18 protein-coding genes are annotated in these 21,168 nt (G+C 72.4%); 8 read left to right on the top strand and 10 right to left on the bottom strand.

Annotated elements, in window-relative coordinates; genetic code table 11:
- Nucleotides 1-336 (top strand): transposase (locus ACIQI7_RS31150; RefSeq protein WP_401115667.1); only part of this gene is annotated, 336 nt, incomplete at its 5' end.
- A 50-nt stretch (nt 337-386) separates the two neighbouring features.
- Here ACIQI7_RS31150 and ACIQI7_RS31155 read toward each other — a convergent pair.
- The 4 genes from ACIQI7_RS31155 to ACIQI7_RS31170 all read right to left on the bottom strand — a co-directional run bounded on the left by ACIQI7_RS31155 (nt 387) and on the right by ACIQI7_RS31170 (nt 5,925).
- The gene (locus ACIQI7_RS31155) at nt 387-1,043 is read right to left on the bottom strand and encodes a thymidine kinase (RefSeq protein WP_387760802.1); all 657 of its coding nucleotides are present in this window, start codon (nt 1,041-1,043) and stop codon (nt 387-389) included.
- Between the two features lie 70 nt (nt 1,044-1,113).
- Nucleotides 1,114-2,301: an alkaline phosphatase family protein gene (locus tag ACIQI7_RS31160; protein ID WP_401116564.1), complete on the bottom strand. Its 1,188-nt coding sequence runs from the start codon at nt 2,299-2,301 to the stop codon at nt 1,114-1,116.
- Between the two features lie 44 nt (nt 2,302-2,345).
- A complete protein-coding gene (locus ACIQI7_RS31165) occupies nt 2,346-2,945 on the bottom strand; it encodes a DUF5998 family protein (protein ID WP_355254021.1) in 600 nt (199 codons plus the stop codon).
- 91 nt (nt 2,946-3,036) lie between these two features.
- Entirely contained in the window at nt 3,037-5,925 is a 2,889-nt protein-coding gene (locus ACIQI7_RS31170; RefSeq protein ID WP_401116568.1) for a GNAT family N-acetyltransferase, read from the bottom strand.
- A gap of 157 nt (nt 5,926-6,082) precedes the next feature.
- Between ACIQI7_RS31170 and ACIQI7_RS31175 the strand changes: the two genes are divergently transcribed.
- Nucleotides 6,083-6,364, top strand: a complete 282-nt coding sequence (locus ACIQI7_RS31175) for an HPr family phosphocarrier protein (protein WP_359817494.1) — start codon at nt 6,083-6,085, stop codon at nt 6,362-6,364.
- 85 nt (nt 6,365-6,449) lie between these two features.
- Here the strand turns inward: ACIQI7_RS31175 and ACIQI7_RS31180 are convergent, their stop codons facing one another.
- The 3 genes from ACIQI7_RS31180 to ACIQI7_RS31190 form a co-directional block, all read right to left on the bottom strand.
- Nucleotides 6,450-7,643 (bottom strand): RtcB family protein, encoded by a 1,194-nt coding sequence (locus ACIQI7_RS31180; protein ID WP_401116571.1) that lies wholly within the window; start codon nt 7,641-7,643, stop codon nt 6,450-6,452.
- 318 nt (nt 7,644-7,961) lie between these two features.
- Nucleotides 7,962-9,326 carry a M16 family metallopeptidase gene (locus tag ACIQI7_RS31185; protein WP_401116818.1) on the bottom strand — a complete coding sequence of 455 codons (1,365 nt, stop codon included), beginning with the start codon at nt 9,324-9,326 and terminating at the stop codon, nt 7,962-7,964.
- Between the two features lie 20 nt (nt 9,327-9,346).
- The gene (locus tag ACIQI7_RS31190; protein WP_401116574.1) at nt 9,347-10,693 is read right to left on the bottom strand and encodes a M16 family metallopeptidase; all 1,347 of its coding nucleotides are present in this window, start codon (nt 10,691-10,693) and stop codon (nt 9,347-9,349) included.
- Nucleotides 10,694-11,000: 307 nt separating this feature from the next.
- Here ACIQI7_RS31190 and ACIQI7_RS31195 point away from each other — a divergent pair, with 307 nt between their 5' ends.
- The 6 genes from ACIQI7_RS31195 to ACIQI7_RS31220 all read left to right on the top strand — a co-directional run bounded on the left by ACIQI7_RS31195 (nt 11,001) and on the right by ACIQI7_RS31220 (nt 17,950).
- Nucleotides 11,001-13,451, top strand: coding sequence for a DNA topoisomerase (ATP-hydrolyzing) subunit A (locus ACIQI7_RS31195; RefSeq protein WP_401116577.1), 2,451 nt, complete (start codon nt 11,001-11,003; stop codon nt 13,449-13,451).
- A gap of 187 nt (nt 13,452-13,638) precedes the next feature.
- Nucleotides 13,639-13,932, top strand: coding sequence for a hypothetical protein (locus ACIQI7_RS31200; protein ID WP_401116580.1), 294 nt, complete (start codon nt 13,639-13,641; stop codon nt 13,930-13,932).
- Between the two features lie 33 nt (nt 13,933-13,965).
- Nucleotides 13,966-15,234, top strand: a complete 1,269-nt coding sequence (locus ACIQI7_RS31205; protein ID WP_401116583.1) for a hypothetical protein — start codon at nt 13,966-13,968, stop codon at nt 15,232-15,234.
- Nucleotides 15,235-15,246: 12 nt separating this feature from the next.
- The gene (locus tag ACIQI7_RS31210) at nt 15,247-16,269 is read left to right on the top strand and encodes a hypothetical protein (RefSeq protein WP_401116586.1); all 1,023 of its coding nucleotides are present in this window, start codon (nt 15,247-15,249) and stop codon (nt 16,267-16,269) included.
- A 32-nt stretch (nt 16,270-16,301) separates the two neighbouring features.
- The gene (locus tag ACIQI7_RS31215; protein ID WP_401116589.1) at nt 16,302-17,009 is read left to right on the top strand and encodes a hypothetical protein; all 708 of its coding nucleotides are present in this window, start codon (nt 16,302-16,304) and stop codon (nt 17,007-17,009) included.
- Nucleotides 17,010-17,047: 38 nt separating this feature from the next.
- On the top strand, nt 17,048-17,950 hold the full coding sequence (locus ACIQI7_RS31220) for a sucrase ferredoxin (RefSeq protein ID WP_401116592.1): 903 nt from the start codon (nt 17,048-17,050) through the stop codon (nt 17,948-17,950).
- A gap of 65 nt (nt 17,951-18,015) precedes the next feature.
- Here ACIQI7_RS31220 and ACIQI7_RS31225 read toward each other — a convergent pair whose 3' ends face one another.
- The 3 genes from ACIQI7_RS31225 to ACIQI7_RS31235 all read right to left on the bottom strand — a co-directional run bounded on the left by ACIQI7_RS31225 (nt 18,016) and on the right by ACIQI7_RS31235 (nt 20,918).
- Entirely contained in the window at nt 18,016-19,092 is a 1,077-nt protein-coding gene (locus ACIQI7_RS31225) for an ABC transporter substrate-binding protein (protein WP_401116595.1), read from the bottom strand.
- Between the two features lie 121 nt (nt 19,093-19,213).
- The gene (locus tag ACIQI7_RS31230; protein WP_387759546.1) at nt 19,214-20,119 is read right to left on the bottom strand and encodes an ABC transporter permease; all 906 of its coding nucleotides are present in this window, start codon (nt 20,117-20,119) and stop codon (nt 19,214-19,216) included.
- Complete coding sequence (locus ACIQI7_RS31235; protein WP_359817474.1) at nt 20,109-20,918, bottom strand: ABC transporter ATP-binding protein; 810 nt, start codon at nt 20,916-20,918, stop codon at nt 20,109-20,111. The genes ACIQI7_RS31230 and ACIQI7_RS31235 overlap by 11 nt, the downstream gene beginning before the upstream one ends.
- Nucleotides 20,919-21,168: the final 250 nt, after the last annotated feature.

Genomic DNA, 21,168 nt, shown 5'->3' on the forward strand with positions numbered 1-21,168 from the left:
AGCGGGCGGCCAAGGACCAGACCCGACCGGGTCGTGGCCGACAAGGCCTACTCCTCCCGGAAGATCCGCCACCTGCTGCGGCGCCGACGGATCAAGGCGACCATCCCCGAACGCCGGGACCAGATTGCCGGCCGCGCCCGCCGCGCAAGCCGCGGCGGGCGACCGCCGGCCTTTGACAAGACCGCCTACAAGCGGCGGAACGTCGTCGAGCGGTGCTTCGCCAAGCTGAAGCAATTCCGGGCAGTGGCAACCAGGTTCGACAAGCTGGCGAACCGCTACCGAGCCGGCGTCGTCCTCGCCTCGCTGATCCTGTGGCTACGAGCCGAGGAACAATGACCCGGCACAAGATCAATTACGAGACACGGCCTAGGACGCGGGGCCCGCCGTCAGACCTGCTGCTCCTCGAACGGGAGCACGTCCGGCGAGAGCACCGAGGCGCGCGCCGTCGCGGCGGTCAGCCGGCGGCGGTGGTGGCGGCGGCACAGCACCTCGTAGCCGACCTCGTCCTGGTCCACCGAGATGTCGCCGACCACCACCTGGGCGCCCTCGACCACCATCACCCCGCCGACCGTACGGGCGTTGTGGGTGGCCCGCGCGCCGCACCAGCACAGCGCCTCGACCTGGAGCACCTCCACCCGGTCGGCCAGCTCGATCAGCCGCTGCGAGCCCGGGAACAGCCGGGTGCGGAAGTCGGTGGTGATGCCGAAGGTGTAGACGTCGATGTCCAGCTCGTCCACCACCCGGGCCAGCTGGTCGACCTGCTCGGCGGCGAAGAACTGGGCCTCGTCGCAGATCAGGTAGTCCACCCGGCCGCCGGCCGAGAGCCGGTGCACCACGTGCGCGTGGAAGTCGAAGTCGTCCGTCACCTCGACCGCGTCGGCGCGCAGGCCCAGCCGGCTGGAGATCGTCGCCTCGCCCGCCCGGTCGTTGCGGGTGAGGATCACGCCCTGCCGGCCGCGCGCGGTGTGGTTGTGGTCCATCTGCAGCGCCAGCGTCGACTTGCCGCAGTCCATCGTGCCCGAGAAGAACACCAGTTCAGCCATGGGTGGAGCAAAGGCCTTTCAAATCAAGGGAGTTCGGGCACAGATAAGTCAATTGGGCGGTGCGGCCCGGTCAGCCGCGGACCTCGAGCAGCGGCACGAACTGCTCGACCGGGGTCATCGAACCGTGCAGACCGATCATCGTCGACTCGCCGGGCTCGTTGCGGGAGGCGACGATCGCGATGTCGTCGCGCGCCGCGGCGACCACGTCGCCGATCCGGGCGTACACCCGCTCGTCCACGGCCGGGCCGAACCAGCCCGCCGCGATCGCCTGGTCCCGGGTGGCCACCCACATCCGGTCGCCCAGCACCTCGCTCCAGACCGTGTGCACGTCGGCGGCGGCGCCCGGCACCGCGTACACGTGCCGGGCCCGGCCCTCGCCGCCGAGCAGGGCGACGCCGGCGCCCAGCTCCCAGTCCTCGTCGAAGTCGATCCGGTCCTCCGGCGCGATGTCGATCATGCCGTGGTCGGCCGTCACGTACATCGCCGAGCGCGGCGGCAGCTGCTCGGCCAGCCGGCGGGCCAGCCGGTCCACCGCGTCCAGCGTCATCCGCCACTCGTCCGAGTCGACCCCGAAGCGGTGGCCCGCGCCGTCCAGCTCGCTGACGTAGGTGTACACCAGCGCCCGGTCGTGCTCGGCCAGCCAGGCCGCCGCCTGGTCCATCCGCTCCTCGCCCGTGGTGCGGCCAAGGAAGGTGCCGCCGGACAGCGCCACCCTGGTCAGCGGGGTCTGGGCGAACAGCGGGGACGAGACCTGCGCGGTCGCCACCCCGGCCTCGTGGGTGCGCTCGAAGACCGTCGGGTACGGCTGCCAGGCGTGCGGCTCGGTCGGCGGCTGCCAGCGCAGCTGGTTCATCAGGTAGCCGGCGCCCGGCACCGCCACCGTGTACCCGGCCAGGCCGTGCAGGCCCGGCGGCGTGCCGGTGCCGACCGAGGCCAGCGAGGTCGCCGTGGTCGACGGGAAGCCCGCGGTCAGCGGACGGCCGCTGCCGCCCAGCGAGCTGCCGGCGAGCGAGGACAGGAACGGCGCGTACTCGGGGTGGCGCAGCAGCAGCTCCCAGCCCAGGCCGTCCACCAGGAAGACCACCACCCGGTCCGCCGGGGCGATCGGGAGCGTCGCGGTGAACCCGGGGACGCCGAGCCCCGCCGCCACCGAGGGCAGCAGGTCGCACAGCGAACCGCTGCCGTACGGGGGCGCGGGGGCCGTGGCCGGGTCAAGGATCTCGAAGGCGTCGTAGCCGTCGGCAGGAACGAAGGACATGGAACCGGATTCGTAGCGGTGCGGGCGGTCGGAAGCGGTGGGACTCAGACCCGCGGGCCGTTGCTGATCGTCGCGTCGGACAGCGCCCGCGCGAACACCAGCGCCTGGGCCACCGTCTCCGGGCCGTCACCGGCCTCGCTCACCCGCAGGGAGAGGTCGTCGGCCGTGGCCGAGCCGGTGTATCCGTGGTCCGCCTCGCAGTTCGGGTCGGAGCAGCCGGCCGGCTCCAGGTCCAGGCGCTGCACCGCGCCCCAGCCGATCGTCAGCACGACCTCGCGCGGCAGGGTGCCCGGGGTGTACGTCTCCGGGTTCGCCACCATCCGGCTCACCACCACCGAGCCGATCCGGTCGAGCCGGACGCTCTCCGTCGACGTGGTCGCGAACGGCACCGCCGGGCTGCCCTCGGCCCCCGACTGCTCGTCCGTGTGGCTCACCACGAACCGGGTCGGGGTGAGCACCAGCACCGTCACGTGCCGGCGCACCTCGTTGGCGTCGAAGGTCGTCTCCTGGTGCACCAGGTAGGAGCTGATCGGCTCCGGGCCCACCGCGGACTCGACCGCCTCGGACACCAGGGCCGGGTAGTAGCCGCTGCGCTCGATAGCCGAGCGCAGGTCCTGAGTGGTGGTGGTACCGGTCTTCGCCATATCTCCATCCTGGCATGGTCCGCCGACGAAGCGGGCGGCACGGCGCCGAGCTTCGGACAACAGCGCCCGGGCAGGGCGCAACCAAGGAAGGTTACAGCGTGCTCATCGCGCGCGGGCCCAGATCGCTGCGGACCGGCAGGGGTGCGACCCGCACCCGCGCCCCCAGGATCGCCAGTCCGTGCGGGGCGACGACCACCGGTTCGAGGTCCACCGAGGCGATCTCCGGCACGTCGTCCACCAGCTGCGACACCCGGAGCAGCAGTTCCTCCAGGGCGTCGGTGTCCACCGCCTCGGCACCGCGCCAGCCGAACAGCAGCGGCGCCGCCCGGACCTCCCGGATCAGCCCAGCGACGTCCTGGTCGGTGGCCGGAACCAGCCGGTGCGCCGTGTCGCCCAGCAGTTCGGCCGGTGCGCCGGCCAAGCCGAAGGACAGGATCGCGCCGACCGCCGGGTCCACCGTGGCGGCGATCACGGTGTCCACGCCGCGCGGTGCCATCCGCTGGACGACCAGCTCGGCCTGCGCGGCGCCGCCGAGCAGCGCGTCCAGCTCGCGGTGGGCGCGGCGCAGGACCGCCTCGTCGGTCAGATCCAGCCGGACGCTGCCCAGGTCGGGGCGGTGGCGCAGGTGCGGGGCCGTCGCCTTGAGGGCCACCGGGTAGCCGAGTGCCCCGGCGGCCGCCGCCGCGCTCTCCTCGTCCGGGGCCGGCCGCACCGGCGAGACGTCGATCCCGTAGCGGGCCAGCAGTTCCTGGGCCTGCGCCTCCGGCAGGGTGATCCGGGCGCCGCCGGGCTGGGTGCGGGCGGCGATCGCGGCCCGGGTGCTCAGCACCGCCTCCACCAGCCGGCGGGCGCCGGGCTCGTCGATCCGGTCCAGCTCGGGGACGCGCGCCGTCTCCTCCGCCTGGGCCGTGCGGCGGCGCCACTGCGCGTAGTGCACGGCGTGGGCGAGGGCGTGCACGGCCCGCTCGGGCGCCGCGTAGGCGGGGATGCCGCCGGGGCGCAGCCGGACCGGGAGGTCGGTCAGCGCCAGGTGGGTGAGCAGCAGCGGCTTGCCCAGCTCCCGGGCGCGGCTCCCGGCCTCCAGCAGGGCGGCGGCGATCTCCGGGTCGTCCGAGCCCATCGCGGGGTCGTCCTCGCCGGTCAGCCGACCGCCCATGAAGGCGTGGGCGGAGGTGCCGATCGGCGGGATGGCGACGGCGATCACCGCGTCCACGGCCGGGTCGGCGAGCGCGACGTCCAGGGCGATCCGGAAGTTCTCGCCGGTCGCGGCGGTGGTGAGGTCGACGGGTGTGCAGGGGCGCAGGCCGACGCCCAGCAGGGCGTCGTAGGTGAGCAGGCCGAGCGAGTCGGAGTTGCCGACCACCGCGACCCGGTCCCCCGGCGGCAGCGGCTGCTGGGCCAGCAGCTCGCCGGTGTCGTACAGCTCGGTGATGGTCGACACCCGGGTGACGCCCGCCTGTTCGAACAGCGCGTCCACGGTGGCGTCGCGCAGTCCGGTGGCGGTGGCGGGGACGGCGTGGCCGGGCGGCAGGCTGCCGGTGTGCCGGGCGCCCTTGACCACCACGACCGGCTTGACGGCGGCGAGCCGGCGGGCGATCCGGGTGAACTTGCGCGGGTTGCCGAAGGACTCCAGGTAGAGCAGCACCACCCGGGTGGCCTCGTCCTCGGCCCAGTACTGGAGGAAGTCGTTGCCGGAGACGTCGGACCGGTTGCCGACCGAGGCGAAGGAGGAGACGCCGAGGCCGCGCTTGTGGGCGGCCTCCAGCAGGGCCACGCCGATCGCGCCGGACTGGCAGAAGATCCCGAAGCCGCCGCGGCCGGGCAGGCGCGGGGCGAGCGAGGCGTTCAGCGGGTGCTGCGGGTCGGTGTTGATCAGGCCGAAGGCGTTCGGGCCGATCACCCGCATGCCGGCCGCGCGGGCCTGGCGGACCAGCGCGCGCTGGCGGTCCCGGCCCTCCGGACCGGTCTCCGCGTAGCCGGCGGTGACCACCACCAGGCCCTGCACCCCGTGGGCGCCGCACTCGGCGACGGCGGTCGGGACGGCGCCCTCGGGGACGGCGATCACCGCGAGGTCCACCGGTCCGGGAATGTCCAGAACCGAACGGTGGAGCGGGACGCCGTCCAACTCGGTGCCGGGCGCGGCGTTGCGGTTCACCGCGTACACCGGGCGGTCGGCCGGGGCGTCGTCCCCCAGCAGGTCGCGCAGGATGGCGCGGCCGACGGTCTGCGGGGTGCGGGAGACCCCGATCACCGCCACCGAGCGCGGGGTGAGCAGCCGCTGCACCGAGCGCGCCTCGGCGCGGTGCTCGCGGGCGCGCATCACGGCGAGCGAGCGCTCGGTCTGTTCGAGGTCGAACTCCAGGTGCACCACGCCGTCGGCGAAGCTGCGGTGCTGGGTGTAGCCGGCGTCGGTGAAGACCTTCACCATCTTGCGGTTCTCCGGCAGCACCTCGGCCTGGAAGCGGCGGATGCCGCGCTCCTGCGCGACCGCCGCGATGTGCTCCAGCAGGGCGGAGGCCACGCCGCGGCCCTGGTGGGCGTCCTGCACCAGGAAGGCGACCTCGGCGTCGGTGCCGGTCTCGGAGGGGCGGCCCTCGGCGTCGATCCGGTCGTACCGGACGGTGGCGATGAAGTGGTCCCGGACCACCACCGCGAGGCCGACCCGGTTCACGAAGTCGTGGTGGGTGAAACGGCGGACGTCCTTGTCGGAGAGCCGCGGGTAGGGGGCGAAGAACCGGAAGTACTTCGACTGGTCCGACACCTGCTCGTAGAACTCCACGAGCCGTCCGGCGTCTTCGGGCGTGATCGGCCGGATCCGGGCCGTGCCTCCGTCGCGCAGCAGGATGTCCGCTTCCCAGTGCTGCGGATAGTCGGGTTGCTCGGGGTTCGCCACCGCGGGGTCTTCCACGTTCGTCAGGTTATCCGGCGGCGAGCCGAATGGCGCCGGTCGCGTGCTCGCGGCAGGGTGGACCGGGACCATCGACCGGGGTTTATGCCCCGAAAAGAAACAATCACAAGTCCTGAACGCGGCGGTTCCCAGGGGTCGCCTGCGTGCAACACTGGTCTAGACAACATGGCCGCTTCCCCCGCTCCCCCTGAGCACGGCCGTGACCAGCTTCACCGGAAAGGCACGTCTCATGGCTGAGCGCCGCGTCACCATCGGTTGGGCCGAGGGCCTGCACGCCCGTCCCGCCTCCGTCTTCGTCCGGGCCGTCACGGCCACCGGCGTGCCGATCACCATCGCCAAGCCGGGCGGCAACCCGGTCAACGCCGCCTCCATGCTCGGCCTCCTCGGCCTGGGCGCCCAGGGCGGCGACGAGGTCATCCTCGCCTCCGACGCCGAGAACGCCGACGACGCGCTCGACCGCCTCGCCAAGCTCGTCTCCGAGGGCCTCGACGAGCTCCCCGCCGCAGTCTGAGGCCCCGCAGCCGCCCGATGGGGGTGCCGCCGGATTCCGGCGGCACCCCCATCGGCCTTTCCGGCCGCTTCCGCGGCCGGCCTGGTCAGCCCTTGACGCAGACGACCTGCTTGAGGTGCGCGACCACCTCGACCAGGTCCTTCTGCTGGGCTATGACCTTCTCGATGTTCTTGTAGGCGCCGGGGATCTCGTCCACCACGCCGCCGTCCTTGCGGCACTCCACGCCCTCGGTCTGCTCGACCAGGTCCTGGGCGGTGAACCGCTTCTTCGCGGCGCTGCGGCTCATCTTGCGGCCGGCGCCGTGCGAGGCGGAGTTGAACGACGCCGCGTTGCCCAGACCGCGGACGATGTAGGAGCCCGTCCCCATCGAACCGGGGATGATCCCGAGGTCCCCGGAGCCGGCCCGGATCGCGCCCTTGCGCGTCACCAGCAGGTCGACGTCGTCGTACCGCTCCTCCGCCACGTAGTTGTGGTGGCAGCTGATCACCTCGTCGAAGGCGACGTTCGCCTTGGCGAACTCGCGCCGGACGACGTCCTGGAAGAGCGCCATCATCACCGCCCGGTTGTTCTTGGCGTACTCCTGTGCCCAGAACAGGTCCTGGCGGTAGGCGGCCATCTCCGGGGTCTTCGCGAGGAAGACCGCGAGGTCCCGGTCTATCAGGCCCTGGTTGTGCGGCAGGGAACGGGCGACACCCATGTGGTGCTCGGCCAGCTCCTTGCCGATGTTGCGGGAACCGGAATGCAGCATCAGCCAGACCGCATCGGTCGTATCAATGCACAGTTCTATGAAGTGATTTCCACCGCCGAGCGTGGCCATCTGCTGCATCGCCCGCTCACGGCGCCACTTCACGTCCTCCGCGATACCGTCGAAGCGCTGCCAGAAGTCGTCCCAGCCCGCCGTGCGGAAGCCGTGCAGCTTGGCCGGGTCGACCGGCTCGGAGTGCAGGCCGCGGCCGACCGGGATGGCCCGCTCGATCTCGCGGCGCAGGCCGGAGAGGTCGTCCGGGAGGTCCTTCGCGGTGAGCGAGGTCTTCACCGCGCTCATCCCGCAGCCGATGTCCACACCGACCGCCGCCGGGCAGACCGCGCCGTCCATGGCGATGACGGAGCCGACGGTGGCGCCCTTGCCCAGGTGGACGTCGGGCATCACGGCGAGGCCGTGCAGCCACGGCAGGGAGCTGATGTTGCGCAGCTGCTGCATCGCCTGGCCCTCGACGGTGGCCGGGTCGGTCCACATCCGGATCGGGACCCGGACGCCGGGGACTTCGGTGTACGACATGGGTGAACGACCTCCAGGGGTCGGGTGGTTCGGGAAGAGGATTGCCGCGCGACAGCGATCCCGGCGCGGCTCGGGGAAGTTCAGGGGGCTCAGACGCCCGGGGCGACGGAACAGGGGGAATACGGCCTCGGGGAGCGTCGTCGTATCGCGTGCTCGACCCGCATGGTGCCGCCTCCCTTCCCTCGTCGCCGTTCGCACGTGCTGTGCGTCGGGGAACATCTATCCACGGAACGGACCCGGCCCGCAACGGATTTACAAACGCGTCCGGCCCGGCGGAGCGGGTGCTCCACCGGGCCGGACGGTGATCCGACGATCGGGTCAGCTGATGACGGTGACCTCGCCGATGCCGAGCGCCCGCACGTCGTCGGCGATCACCGAGGCGTCGCCGACCAGGACGGTCACCAGGCGGTCCGGCGGGAAGGCCGCGACGACCGCCTCGGTGGCGGCGGCGGTGGGCAGTTCGACGAGCTGCCGGTAGACCTCGGCCTGGTAGTCGTCCGGCAGGTACTGCTCGACCTGGTCGGCCAGGGTGCCGGCGACCGAGCCCGCGGTCTCGTACTTCAGCGGGGCGACGCCGACCAGGAACTGCACGGCCTCGTCGCGCTCGGCGTCGGTGAGGCCCTCGGCGGCGAGGGTGCGCAGGATCGTCCAGGTGTCGGCCAGCGCGGGGGCGGTGGAGGCGGTGTCCACCGAGCCGCTGATGGCGAGCATCGCGCGTCCGCTGCCGTCGGCGGCCGAGCGCAGCGGCTGGGCGAAGGCCCGCACGCCGTAGGTGTAGCCCTTCTCCTCGCGCAGGACGCGGTCGAGGCGGGAGGTGAGGGTGCCGCCGAGGCAGTAGGTGCCGAGGGTCTGGGCGGCCCAGACCGGGTCGTGGCGGTCGGGCCCGATCCGGCCGATGAGCAGCTGGGTCTGGACGGAACCCGGGCGGTCCACGATGACGACGCGGCCGCGGTCGTCGCCGGTGACCGGGGCGTGGGTGGACGGCTCGGCGGGCGTGCCGGTCCAGGTGCCGAGGGTGTTCTCCAGCAGCGCGGGCAGCTCGACGCCGGTGAGGTCGCCGACCACCACGACGGTGCTGGTCGCGGGGCGCACGTGGGCGTCGTAGAAGGCCTTGACGGCCGCGCGGTCGATCGACTTGACGGTGTCGGCGGTGCCGGCGCGCGGCCGGGAGAGCCGGTCGGCGCCGTCGAACAGCTCGGCGTACAGGGCCTTGGCGGCGCGCCGGGCCGGGTTGGCCTGCTCGTGGACGATCTCGTCCAGCCGGTTGGCGACCAGCCGCTCGATCTCCTCCTCGGGCAGCGCGGGGGCGCGCAGCGCGTCGGCGAGCAGGGACAGGCCGCGCTGGAGCCGGGAGGCGGGGACCTCCAGGGAGATCCGGATGCACGGGTGGTCGGCGTGCGCGTCGAGGGTGGCGCCGGCGCGCTCCAGCTCGGCGGCGAACTCCTCGGCGCTGAGGGTGTCGGTGCCCTCGCTGAAGGCGCGGGCGAGGATGCCGGCGATGCCGTCGAGGCCCTCGGGCTCGGCGGCGAGCGGGGCGTCGAGCAGGACCTCGACGGCGACCAGCTGCTGGCCGGGCCGGTGGCAGTGCAGCACGGTGATGCCGTTGCCGAGGGCGGCCCGCTCGGGGGCGGGGAAGTCCCAGGGGCTGGGCGTGCCCGGCTGGGGCTGCGGGTGGAAGGTCATGGCGGGGACGTAGTCGGTGCTCATACGGCGGCACCCTCCTCTTCGGAAGCGGCGTCGGAGTCGGCGTCGGTCTCGGCGGCGGTCGGCTCGTAGGCGAGGACGGCCCGGTTGTCGGGGTGGAGCCGGGCCTTGGCGACGGCCTGGACCTCCTCGGCGGTGACGTCGAGGACCTTGGGGAGGGCGTCGTTGAGCAGCTTGGGGTCGCCGAACAGGACGGCGTAGCGGCACAGTTCGTCGGCGCGGCCGGCGACGGTGGTGAGCCGGTCGAGCCACTCGCGCTCGATCTGGGCCTGGGCGCGCTCCAGTTCCTCGGCGGTGGGGCCCTCGGCGGCGAAGCGGGCGAGCTCCTCGTCGACGGCGGTGCCGATCTGCTCGATGGTGGCGTCGCCGGAGGTCTTGACGTCGAGCCAGCCGAGGCTGGGGGCGCCGGCCAGCCGCAGCAGGCCGAAGCCGGCGGCGACGGCGGTGCGGTCGCGGCGGACCAGCCGGTTGTAGAGGCGGCTGGACTCGCCGCTGCCGAGGATGGTGAGGGCGAGGTCGGCGGCGTCGGCCTCGCGGGTGCCGTCGTGCGGGAGGCGGTAGGCGGCCATCAGCGCGCGGGAGGGGACGTCCTCGTGGATCTCCTCGCGGATCTCCCGGCCGATGGTCTCGGGGAGTTCGCCGGAGCGCGGGGGCTGCTTGCCGTCGTGCGCCGGGATGGAGCCGAAGTACTTCTCGACCCAGGCGACGGTCTGCTCGGGGTCGATGTCGCCGACGATGGACAGGACGGCGTTGTTGGGCGCGTAGTACGTCCGGAAGAACGTGCGGGCGTCCTCCAGGGTGGCCGCGTCGAGGTCGGCCATGGAGCCGATCGGGGTGTGGTGGTACGGGTGGCCGTCGGGGAAGGAGAGCGCGGTGAGCTTCTCGAAGGCGGTGCCGTACGGGACGTTGTCGTAGCGCTGGCGGCGCTCGTTCTTCACGACGTCGCGCTGGTTCTCCATGGACGTCTCGTCGAGCGCGGCGAGCAGCGAGCCCATCCGGTCGGCCTCCAGCCAGAGGGCGAGCTCCAGCTGGTGGGCGGGCATGGTCTCGAAGTAGTTGGTGCGCTCGAAGCTGGTGGTGCCGTTGAGCGAGCCGCCGGCTCCCTGGACGAGCTCGAAGTGCCCGTTGTTGGAGACGTTGGCCGAGCCCTGGAACATCAGGTGCTCGAAGAGGTGGGCGAGGCCGGTCCGGCCCTCGACCTCGTGGCGGGAGCCCACGTCGTACCAGAGGCAGACGGCGGCGACCGGGGTGAGGTGGTCCTCGGAGAGGACGACGCGCAGGCCGTTGGCCAGGCGGTGCTCGGTGATGGCGATGCCTCGGCTGGAGGCGGGGGCCGGGTTGGCCATGCGCTCGGGTCCTTCCCGTCGTCGATGTCGGGGTTCGTGTGGCGTCCCCCATTGTGGTGCAACGCGCGGGAGCCGCGTTCGTGTCCGCGCGGACGGGGGCGTTCGCCAGGGGCGGAAGAGGGCCGCTGACCGGGAGTGTCGGCGGGAGGGTCCACAATGGGGGCGCCGCGCCCTGTCGACGGCGCCCGGTTGACGGGTCCGACGGCAGGACGGTGCCGGAGACGGCCGACGACCGCCCCCGGCGTTCGGCGGCCGACCGACGAACCACCGAGACACAGCCAGCGACACGTAAGGGAGCCCCGCCGCGATGGCCCGCCGCAGTTCGCAGACCCCGCCGCCCGGAGACTTCGAGGAGCGGATCCTCGACGTCGACGTCGTGGACGAGATGCAGGGCTCCTTCCTGGAGTACGCCTACTCGGTGATCTACTCGCGTGCGCTGCCCGACGCGCGGGACGGTCTGAAGCCGGTGCACCGCCGGATCCTGTACCAGGCCAACGAGATGGGCCTGCGCCCGGAGCGCGCGCACGTGAAGTGCGCCCGCGTGGTGGGCGAGGTGATGGGCCGGCTGCACCCGCACGGCGACGCGTCGATCTACGACTCCGTGGTCCGCATGGCGCAGCCGTTCTCGATGCGGCTGCCGCTCATCGACGGGCACGGCAACTTCGGTTCGCTGGGCAACGACGACCCGCCGGCGGCGATGCGCTACACCGAGTCGCGGCTGACGGCCGCCTCGATGGCGATGGTGGAGTCGATCCACGAGGACACCGTCGACTTCGGCCCGAACTACGACGGCAGCGAGCAGGAGCCGCTGGCGCTGCCGGCCGCGTTCCCGAACCTGCTGGTGAACGGCGCGACGGGCATCGCGGTCGGCATGGCGACGAACATGCCGCCGCACAACCTGTCCGAGGTGGTGGCCGCGGCCCGGCACCTGATCAAGCACCCGAACGCGGACCTGGACACGCTGATGCGGTTCGTGCCCGGTCCGGACCTGCCGACCGGCGGGCGGATCGTCGGCCTGTCGGGCATCCGGGACGCGTACGAGTCGGGCCGCGGCACGTTCAAGATCCGGGCGACGGCGACGGTGGAGGCGGTGACGGCCCGCCGCAAGGGCATCGTGGTCACCGAGCTGCCGTACAACGTCGGCCCGGAGAAGGTCATCTCGAAGATCAAGGACCTGGTCAACGCGAAGAAGCTCCAGGGCATCGCGGACGTCAAGGACCTGACCGACCGCGAGCACGGGCTGCGGCTGGTCATCGAGGTGAAGAACGGCTTCGTGCCGGAGGCGCTGCTGGAGCAGCTGTACAAGCTGACGCCGATGGAGGAGACCTTCGGCATCAACAACGTGGCGCTGGTGGACGGGCAGCCGCTGACGCTGGGCCTGAAGGAGCTGCTGGAGGTCTACGTCGACCACCGCTTCACCGTGGTGCGCCGGCGCAGCGACTTCCGCCGCCGCAAGCGCGAGGAGCGGCTGCACCTGGTCGAGGGCCTCCTGGTGGCGCTGCTCGACATCGACGAGGTCATCGCGATCATCCGGTCGAGCGACAACGCCCAGCAGGCCAAGGAGCGCCTGATGGAGCGCTTCTCGCTGTCGGAGACGCAGACGGCGTACATCCTGGACACCCCGCTGCGGCGGCTGACCCGCTTCGACCGGGTGGAGCTGGAGCAGGAGAAGGCGAAGCTGACCTCGGAGATCGCGGACCTGACCGAGATCCTGGAGTCGGACACAAAGCTGCGCAGCGTGGTGTCGTCCGAACTGGGCGCGGTGGCGAAGCAGTTCGGCACCGAGCGGCGCACCGTGCTGCTGGAGGCGGGGGCGGTGCCGTCGGCGGCGCTGGCGGTGCCGCTGGAGGTCGCGGACGACCCGTGCCGGGTGCTGCTGTCGTCGACGGGCCTGCTGGCGCGGACGGCGGACGGCGAGCCGTTCGAGGTGTCGGAGAAGCGGGCGAAGCACGACGTGATCGTGTCCGCGGTGCACGCGACGGCGCGGGCGGACGTGGGCGTGGTGACGTCCGCGGGCCGGGTACTGCGGCTGCCGGTGATCGACCTGCCGGCGCTGCCGCCGACGCCCTCGCCGACGCTGGCGGGCGGGGCCGCGGTGGGCGAGTTCCTGCGGCTGGAGGCCGGGGAGCGGGTGCTGGCGCTGACCACGCTGGACGAGTCCTCGCCGGGCCTGGCGCTGGGCACGGCGCAGGGCGTGGTGAAGCGGGTGGTGCCGGAGTGGCCGGCGAACAAGGACGAGTTCGAGGTGATCGCCCTCAAGGAGGGTGACGAGCTGGTGGGCGCGGTCGAACTGCGCACCGGCGAGGAGGACCTGGTCTTCATCGCCTCGGACGCCCAGCTGCTGCGCTACCCGGCGGGCCAGGTGCGTCCGCAGGGCCGCCCGGCGGGCGGCATGGCGGGCATCAAGCTGTCGGACGGCGCGCGGGTGCTGTCCTTCACGGCGGTGGACCCGGCGGCGGACGCGGTGGTGGTCTCGGTGGCCACGGCCACGGGCACGCTGTCCGGCGGCGAGCAGACGAGCTGGAAGGTCACCCCGTTCGAGCAGTACCCGCGCAAGGGCCGCGCCACCGGCGGCGTGCGCTGCCAGCGCTTCCTGCGCGGCGAGGACGCCCTGGCCTTCGCCTGGGCCGGTGCCGCCCCGGCCCGCGCCGCCACCGCCAAGGGCGCCCCGGTCGACCTGCCGGAGCGCGACCCGCGCCGCGACGGCTCCGGCACCCCGGTCACCACCCCGGTCGCGGTGGTCGCCGGGCCGGCGTAACGGCCTCGCACGAGCGGAAGGGCACCGGAACCGTCCGGTGCCCTTCCGCTTTTTCGTGCCCGTCCGACCTGAAATCCGGAACGGCGGTCCCCAATTCCCTTCCCTGGCCGGATCTTTGCCCATCCATGGGTTAGGTTCACCGAACAGGTGCTCCATTGAGCGCCACAAAGCCTGGGGGGACGGGGAGTTGGCCGAGGAATTCAAGATCGACATGGGCAGGATGAGAACGGTGTCCAAACAACTCGGCGAATGCGGCACCCGCATGGGGACGGTCGCCAAGAGCCTGGAGAACCTCGGTAAGGGCAAGCAGTTGGGCACCGAGCGGCTCGACTCGGCGTGCAGGGGATTCGAGGACCACTGGCACGGCGGCATCGGCCGGATGGCCAAGCTCGCCCAGGGCCTGCGCGAGGGCCTGGACGCCTCGCTCAAGAACTACGGGGACAACGAGCAGGGCACCGCCAAGGGCCTCGGCGCGACCTGAGCCGACCAGCCAGCAGGGGACTGACTTTCCACCATGAGTGACAAGAACTGGCCCGGCCTCGGATTCTGCCCGGCCCCGGGGGACTTACCGGCCATCGCCAAGATGTACACGGACGTCGACGCGGTAGCCCGCGAACTGGAGGAACTGCGGCACGCGCTCGCGGACCTCGGCTCCGACGGCAGCGCCTGGCAGGGCGAGGCGGCCCGCAACTTCGCCGGCAGGCTCGGCGAACTGCCCAAGTACCTCACCCAGGGCCACGAATCGATGGCCGCCTGCTCGCGGGCCCTCAAGACCTGGCACACCCAGCTCACCGCCCTGCTCGCCTCCGGGAAGACCCTGGAGGGCCAGGCCGTCGAACTGCGCTCCCGGCTGGGTGACATGAACGTCCAGTGCAGTGCCGCGGGGAAGGCCCTGGACGCCTCCGCGCAGACCACCGACGCGGCGGCCCAGGCGAAGGCCAAGGCCGACTTCGAGGCCAAGCTCCAGGCCCAGCAGCAGCTCGTGCACCAGCTCGACGAGCTGATCGCGAGCGCCGAGACGCAGTTGAAGGACCACAAGCTCAAGGCCGAGGCGGCCGCCAGGGCGATCATGGAGGCGTCCCGGCACCATCCGCCGGACCCGAACCTGCTCAAGCGGATGCTGGACAAGGTGGAGCACGCCTGGCAGAAGTCGCTGGACTTCCTGGCCGACCACGCGGACCTCCTTTCCCAGATCTCCGCCGGGCTGGCGATCGCGGCGCTGGCGATCCCCGTCGCGGGCCCGATCCTGGGTGCCGCGGCCGTGCTGACCAGCGCGGCCGCGATGTCCGGGCACGGCATCGCCAAGTCCCGCGGCCAGGACGTCTCCTGGCTGAAGATCGGGCTGGACGGGCTCGGGGTGATCCCCGGCTTCGGCGCCGTCAAGGGCTTCGCCACCGCCGGGAAGGCGGCCAGGGCGGCCAAGGTCCCGGGCGTCGTCAACAAGGTCAAGGCCCAGATCGGCGGCCTCAGGGAGTCGATGCAGCTCGCGAAGGGATCCGGCGTCGCCGCGCGGACCCGTGGCGCCGGCGCATCCCTGTACGAGATGACCCGCAACCCGCTGTCGACCAAGGCCATCGTCGGCGGGCTCAAGAAGGCGGGCGTCGAGGCGGATCCCCGCACGATCACGATCTCGAACAAGGCGACCGGGCTCTCCCACAGCCTCTACCAGAACTACGAGAAGGACCGGGAACGGAAGGAGAGGGAGTCACACGTCGTCGCCCCCGGAGCACCCAAGCCCGCCTATCGCCTGCCGTCCGCACCGTTCCTGAACGCCGTCGGCTGAGAGGAGAGACCCATGGCCGAGTACCTCCATGCGACGCTCCCCGTCGAAGGCGGGCGGATCGCCGCAGTACCCGAGGTGGTCGAGGCCGCGCGTCGGGCCGAAACCCTCTACGGGATCAACCTGTTGGATGACCATGAGGCACGCGCGGTGGTCACCAAGCACCTGAGGCTGCGGAACCGGGTGGGCTCCTACGCCGAGCCGGCGTGGCTGCTCATCATCATGGCGATCGTCGCCACCTCGGTCACTGGCAACTGGGCAGCAGTGATCCTGGGAGTTCCGGCGGGAATCGCGCTCTGGGCGTGGGGCGCGCACCGCGCGTCGGAGAAGGACACCGCCTCGGTGCACTTCACCGCGTACATCGGTCTGCTGAACCGGGCCAGGCGCGCGGGAATGACGTTCCAGCTTCCCTCCGAGTGGGGAGCCGATGCCGATCGGGCCTCGTGGGAGGAAGGCCCTGCGGCCGATCCACTGCCCCAGCCGCAGGCGTCCCCGGCTGCCAACCCCTCCGCCGCTGCCCTGCCCGCTGTCGCCGCACAGCCCGGCTCCTGGTGGCCGGCTGAGGCCGTGATCGACCCGAAGTTCCCGGTGCTGCCGGTCGCCGCGCTCGCGCAGCACCCGGCGCTGGCCGGCCGGGCCCGGGAGATCGGCGCTCCGCACGGCCTCGACTTCCTGGACGAACAGGCCGTCCGGGGACTGCTCACCGCTGTGAAGCGATCCCGCCGGTGGATCAGCACATGGGGAAGGATCTTCATCCTCACGGTGGTCGCCGGCATGATCATCGCCCCCCTGGGCATGGACCCCGCCGGTGCCGAGCACCGCCGACAGCTCACGTCCCTCGGCATGGGGCTGATCGCCATCGGCGTGATCACCGCTGTCCCCGCCCTGAAGGAACTCTGGACGTGGCGCCGCTCCGGGCTGCGCGACCACAGCAACGCCTACCTCGACCTGCTCGTCGAGGCCCGCGCGTACGGCGTCCCGGTCCCCGTCCCACCGGCCTGGCTGGACGTCCGCAACCGGATCCGCAAGCCCTCATGACCTCCGTGGAAGGCCCGATGCCCGGAACCCCGATGGACCACACAGCCACCCGGCTCCAGATCCGCTTCGTCGTCCCGCCCGCCTTCCACGAGATCCCGGTGTTGGGCACCGACGACCAGGTGGCCGAGGAGCTCTGGGAGCTGGTCTGCGAGGTGCTGGCCTCCCATCCCGACGAGCTGCGGGTGCGCTGGGCCGTGGCGCTGGCCGAGCTGATCCCGTCGATGGCCGAGGCCGGGGTGATCCACGCCGGGATGTGCCTGGTGGACGTGGACGGCCGTCCGAGCACGGCCACCATCACGGCCTCGGTGTGCCCCCTGGTCGGCACCGACTACCCGAACGCCGTGGACTTCCTGCTCACCCGCCTCGCCCGGGCCCGTCCGGAGGCGGAGGTGACGGCGATAGAGCTGCCGGCCGGGCGCGCGGCGGCGGTGATCGATGCCGTGGCGACCAGGGTCGACGACGGGGCGACACCGCTGGACGCCGTGGCGGTCCCGCTGGTCGACGGGGTGTTGACCACTTCGGTGGTCCAGGTGCACCTGCCGCTGCCGAACGAGTCCCAGCTGCTCATGCTGGAGCTGAGCACCCCGTGCGCCGAGGACTGGGAGCTCTACTCGGAGCTGTTCGCGGACGTCGTCCGCAGCATCCACCTGGAGTTCGCCGACCTGCCCACCCTCTCCGAACCGCTGTACGACACGGTGGACGAGGACGTGGCGGAGCGGGTGAAGGCCGCGTTCGGGTGACCGCGTGAGGATGATCAGGTGAGGGTAGCCTTGCCGACGTGAGCACCTGTGCGACCGTGTCGCGTGAACTTTCGGAGCCGCTGGCCGCGACCGCGGCGGTGGCGACCACCTGGCTGCTGGTGGAGCAGGCCGGGCCGTGGGGCGCGAAGGCGCTGGGCGAGAGCCATCTGGACGCGGCGGTCGGGCGGGCGCTGGAGGCGGCCGCGGCCGGGACGGGCGTACGGGTGGCACTGATCCGGCGGCCGGGTCGGCACGCCGACTGCCTGCCGACCGCACGCCACGAGGTGTTCGTCGCGCACACGGTGCCGGGCCGCGGCTGGGTGCGCCGGGCGCAGGTGGCGGATCCGGCGGAGCTGCTGGGGCTGGACTTCGCGGCGCTGGGCGCCGGCGACCACACCGGTTTCGGGGCGGACCACGTCGGCGGCCCGGTGGCGCTGGTGTGCACCAACGGGCGGCGGGACCGCTGCTGCGCGCTGCTGGGCCGTCCGCTCGCGGCGGAGCTGGCGGCGGCCGGGCACAGCGAGGTGTGGGAGGTCACCCATCTGGGCGGGCACCGCTTCTCCCCCACGATGCTGGTGCTGCCGTTCGGCTACGCGTACGGGCGGCTGACGCCGGAGGGCGCCAAGGAGGTGCTGGCGGCGACGGCGGCCGGGCACGTGGTGCCGGAGTGGTCGCGCGGCTGCTCGGGCTGGGAGCGTCCGGGCCAGGCGGCCGAGCACGCGGTGCGGCTGGCCACCGGCGAGACCCGGGCAGACGTGCTGACGCTCACCCAGCGGCCGGACGGCGAGGGCCGCTGGCTGGTGACGGTGCTGCACCGGGACGGCCGGTCCTGGGAGGTGGACGTGGTCGAGGCGGTCAGCGAGCCGGCGCGTCCGGAGAGCTGCGGCAAGGCGGCGGGGACGCCTTCGCGGATGGACGTGCTGTCGGTCCGGGGCGCGTGAGAGCGGCCCCGCGCCCGTGGGGGTGAGCGCGGGACCGCCACCTGTGGGGCCGCTGCCGTCCGGGCTCAGCCGCCGGCCCTGGCGACGAACTCCGTGGTGTACGTCTTCGCCAGGTCGATCGACCCCTCCTTGCCCTTGACGTCCGGGTGGAACGCGGCGAGCACCGAGAGCACCGTCTTCGGGCCGTCGGCCGGCATCACGCCGTCCGTGGTGAACATCGGCAGCGTCGCCTTGATCGCCGCCGCGTACTGCTCGGCGCCGCCCTGCGCGTAGTCGGCGGGCATCTTCGCGGCGATCTCCTCGGGGCTGTGGGTGGACATCCACTTGAGGGTCTTCACGAAGGCGTTGGCGAGCTTCTGGGTGGTGTCCTTGTTCTTCTCCACCCAGTCGGTGTTCATGTACAGCGACGAGGACGGGTACAGCCCGCCGAGCGCCTCGCGCGAGCCCTCGGGGGTGCGCATGTCGTACAGCACCTTGCCGAGGCCCTTGTCCAGGATGTTGGCGACGGTCGGGTCGGTGGTCATTCCGGCGTCGATGCTGCCCTGCTGGAGCGCGGCGATGAAGGTCTGGCCGGCGCCGACCGCGATCGGGCTGAACTCGCTGACGGCGGTGCCGTTCTTGACCGCGAGGTACTTGGTGAGGAAGTCGGTGGAGGAGCCGATGCTGGTGACGCCCAGCTTCCTCCCCTTGAAGTCGGCGCCGGACCTGATGGCGTCGGCCTGCCGGGTGGAGACCACCTCGACCTCGCCGGGCGCCTGGGCGAACTGCACCACGGACTCGACCTTCTTGCCCTTGGCCTGGAGGTCGATGGTGTGGTCGTAGAAGCCGACGGCGCCCTGGACGTCCCCGGCGAGCAGCGCGGTGGTGGCGTTGACGCCGGCCGGCTCGGTCATCAGCTCGACGTTGACGCCGGCCTCGGCGAAGTGGCCGAGCCGCTGGGTGAGCATCGCGGGCAGGTAGATGACCTTGTCCAGGCCGCCGACCATGATCTTGACCTTGGGCCCGTCGACCTGCTGGCCGGCGGGGGCGGCGACCGCGCCGTGGCCGGCGGTCGCGGCGTCGTTGGCGCAGGCGGAGAGCGGGAGGAGCAGGGCGGCGGCGAGGGCGGCAGCAGCCGCTCTGCCGGTCGGAACGGGGCGCATGGGTGGGGGCCTCTCTCGGGGTACTGGCAGGGGAGTCAGCGGCTCCGGCCGCGGCGGGGGTTCGGCGGCCGTCGCCCGTGGCGGCGGAGGTTCGGCGCCCGTCGCCCGCGTCGGCGGGAGTTCAGCGCCCGTCGCCCGCGTCGGCGGGCTTCCAGCGGAACAGCTTCTTCTCGGCGAAGGTCAGCAGCCCCTCGGTGAGCAGCGCGACGACGGCGAGGATGGTCATGGCCGCGTACACGCCGGCCGCGTTGAAGGTGCCCTGGGCGGCCGCGACGAGCAGGCCGAGGCCCTTGGTGGCGCCGATGTACTCGCCGACGATGGCGCCGATCAGCGCGAAGCCGAAGCTGACGTGCAGGCTGGTGAAGATCCAGGTGGTGGCCGCGGGGATGACCACCTGGAGGGTGACCCGGCGGTTGTCGGCGCCCAGGATGCGGGCGTTGGCGACGAGGTTGCGGTCCACCTCGCGGGCGCCCTGGAAGGCGTTGAAGAACACCGGGAAGAACACCAGCACCACCGCGGAGGCGACCTTGGAGGCCGGGCCCAGGCCGAACCAGATCAGGAAGATCGGCGCGAGCACGATCCTCGGGATGGCGTTGAGCACCTTGATGTACGGCCCGAACACGTCGGCCAGGAAGCGGATCCGGCCGAGCGCGATGCCCAGCAGCACGCCGCCGATGACGCCGATCACCCAGCCGGTGAGGGCCTCGTAGAGGGTGTAGCCGATCTGCTCGCCGAGCGATCCCTGCGCGGTTCCGTGGGTGGTCCACTGCCAGATCTGGTCCCAGATCCTCGACGGCTGGGAGAAGTTGAACGGGTCTATGACGTCGGTGCGGGCGCACACCTCCCACAGCCCGAGGAAGGCCAGCAGCACCGCGACCCGGGCCGCGTAGACGCCCAGCCTCCGGTTGCGGGCGGCCCGTTCGCGGGCCTCGGTCCTCGTCGTGGCGGCCGGGGGCTTCCCGCCGGCGGCCGGCCCGGACGCGGGCGCGGACTCGGGTACGGACTCGGACGCGGTCTCAAGCGGCACGACCCGCTCCTCTCTCCCGGGTGATGCGCACCTCTTCGCCGAGCGAGGCCCAGATCTCGCGGTACAGCTCGACGAACCTCGGCTCCAGGCGGACGGCCTCCACGGTGCGCGGGCGCGGCAGGTCGACGGTGAAGACCTCCTTGACGGTGGCCGGTCCGGCCGTCATGACGACGACCCGGTCGGCGAGCGCGATGGCCTCGTCCAGGTCGTGGGTGACGAAGACGACCGAGGAGCCCGTACCGGCCCACAGCTCCAGCAGCTGGTCCGACATCAGCGCCCTGGTCTGCACGTCCAGCGCCGAGAACGGTTCGTCCATCAGCAGGATCGCCGGGTCGTTGACGAAGGTCTGGGCGAGCGCGACGCGCTTGCGCATGCCGCCGGACAGCTGGTGCGGGTAGCGGTCCTCGAAGGCGGCCAGGCCGACCCGGCCGAGCCAGTCCCGGGCCCGCTCCCGGGCCTCGGCGGCGGGCACGCCGCGGAAGCGCGGGCCGGCCATCACGTTGGACAGGACGGTGCGCCAGGGGAAGACGGCGTCCTGCTGGAAGACGAACCCGACCTTGGGGTCGATCCCGCGCACGGGCTCGCCGTACACCAGGACCTCGCCCTCGGTGGGCTCCTCCAGGCCGCTGACCAGGGTCAGCGTGGTGGACTTGCCGCAGCCGGTGGGGCCGACGACGGCGACGAACTCGCCCTGGGCGACGGTCAGATCGAGGTCGCGGACGGCGGTGTGCAGCGCCCCGGAGGGGGTGCGGAACCGTTTGGTCGCGCCGGTCAGCTCGATCGCCGGGGTTGTGCTCATTCGATCCTCCCGGGTCTGTGCTTGCCCCGGAAAGGTAGGAGCGGGCCCGGCCCCGGCGGGAGCCTTCTCCGCGTAGTGCGACTTCTCCGCATAGAGGGGTGTTCTGCTCGTTTTGCTTGCGCTACAACTGCGGGGACGCGGCTGACAGAAACACGCCCGAAACGTAGGGTGTCCCGACCCCGTCCCGCCGGTCCCCCACCCACCGGCCCGTCCCCCGTCGGCCCTCCCCGACCGGCCCCGTCCCGCTGAG

It is taken from the genome of Kitasatospora sp. NPDC092039, assembly GCF_044756065.1.
Classification (GTDB): domain Bacteria; phylum Actinomycetota; class Actinomycetes; order Streptomycetales; family Streptomycetaceae; genus Kitasatospora.

What these genes read in the sequence shown, in the direction of transcription:
- ACIQI7_RS31155 (WP_387760802.1), bottom strand. Translation starts at nt 1,043, where the DNA reads ATGGCTGAACTGGTGTTCTTCTCGGGCACGATGGACTGCGGCAAGTCG.
- ACIQI7_RS31160 (WP_401116564.1), bottom strand. Translation starts at nt 2,301, where the DNA reads ATGTCCTTCGTTCCTGCCGACGGCTACGACGCCTTCGAGATCCTTGAC.
- ACIQI7_RS31215 (WP_401116589.1), top strand. Translation starts at nt 16,302, where the DNA reads ATGGACCACACAGCCACCCGGCTCCAGATCCGCTTCGTCGTCCCGCCC.
- ACIQI7_RS31235 (WP_359817474.1), bottom strand. Translation starts at nt 20,918, where the DNA reads ATGAGCACAACCCCGGCGATCGAGCTGACCGGCGCGACCAAACGGTTC.
- ACIQI7_RS31210 (WP_401116586.1), top strand. Translation starts at nt 15,247, where the DNA reads ATGGCCGAGTACCTCCATGCGACGCTCCCCGTCGAAGGCGGGCGGATC.
- ACIQI7_RS31165 (WP_355254021.1), bottom strand. Translation starts at nt 2,945, where the DNA reads ATGGCGAAGACCGGTACCACCACCACTCAGGACCTGCGCTCGGCTATC.
- ACIQI7_RS31185 (WP_401116818.1), bottom strand. Translation starts at nt 9,326, where the DNA reads ATGACCTTCCACCCGCAGCCCCAGCCGGGCACGCCCAGCCCCTGGGAC.
- ACIQI7_RS31225 (WP_401116595.1), bottom strand. Translation starts at nt 19,092, where the DNA reads ATGCGCCCCGTTCCGACCGGCAGAGCGGCTGCTGCCGCCCTCGCCGCC.
- ACIQI7_RS31205 (WP_401116583.1), top strand. Translation starts at nt 13,966, where the DNA reads ATGAGTGACAAGAACTGGCCCGGCCTCGGATTCTGCCCGGCCCCGGGG.
- ACIQI7_RS31175 (WP_359817494.1), top strand. Translation starts at nt 6,083, where the DNA reads ATGGCTGAGCGCCGCGTCACCATCGGTTGGGCCGAGGGCCTGCACGCC.
- ACIQI7_RS31190 (WP_401116574.1), bottom strand. Translation starts at nt 10,693, where the DNA reads ATGGCCAACCCGGCCCCCGCCTCCAGCCGAGGCATCGCCATCACCGAG.
- ACIQI7_RS31180 (WP_401116571.1), bottom strand. Translation starts at nt 7,643, where the DNA reads ATGTCGTACACCGAAGTCCCCGGCGTCCGGGTCCCGATCCGGATGTGG.
- ACIQI7_RS31195 (WP_401116577.1), top strand. Translation starts at nt 11,001, where the DNA reads ATGGCCCGCCGCAGTTCGCAGACCCCGCCGCCCGGAGACTTCGAGGAG.
- ACIQI7_RS31170 (WP_401116568.1), bottom strand. Translation starts at nt 5,925, where the DNA reads ATGGTCCCGGTCCACCCTGCCGCGAGCACGCGACCGGCGCCATTCGGC.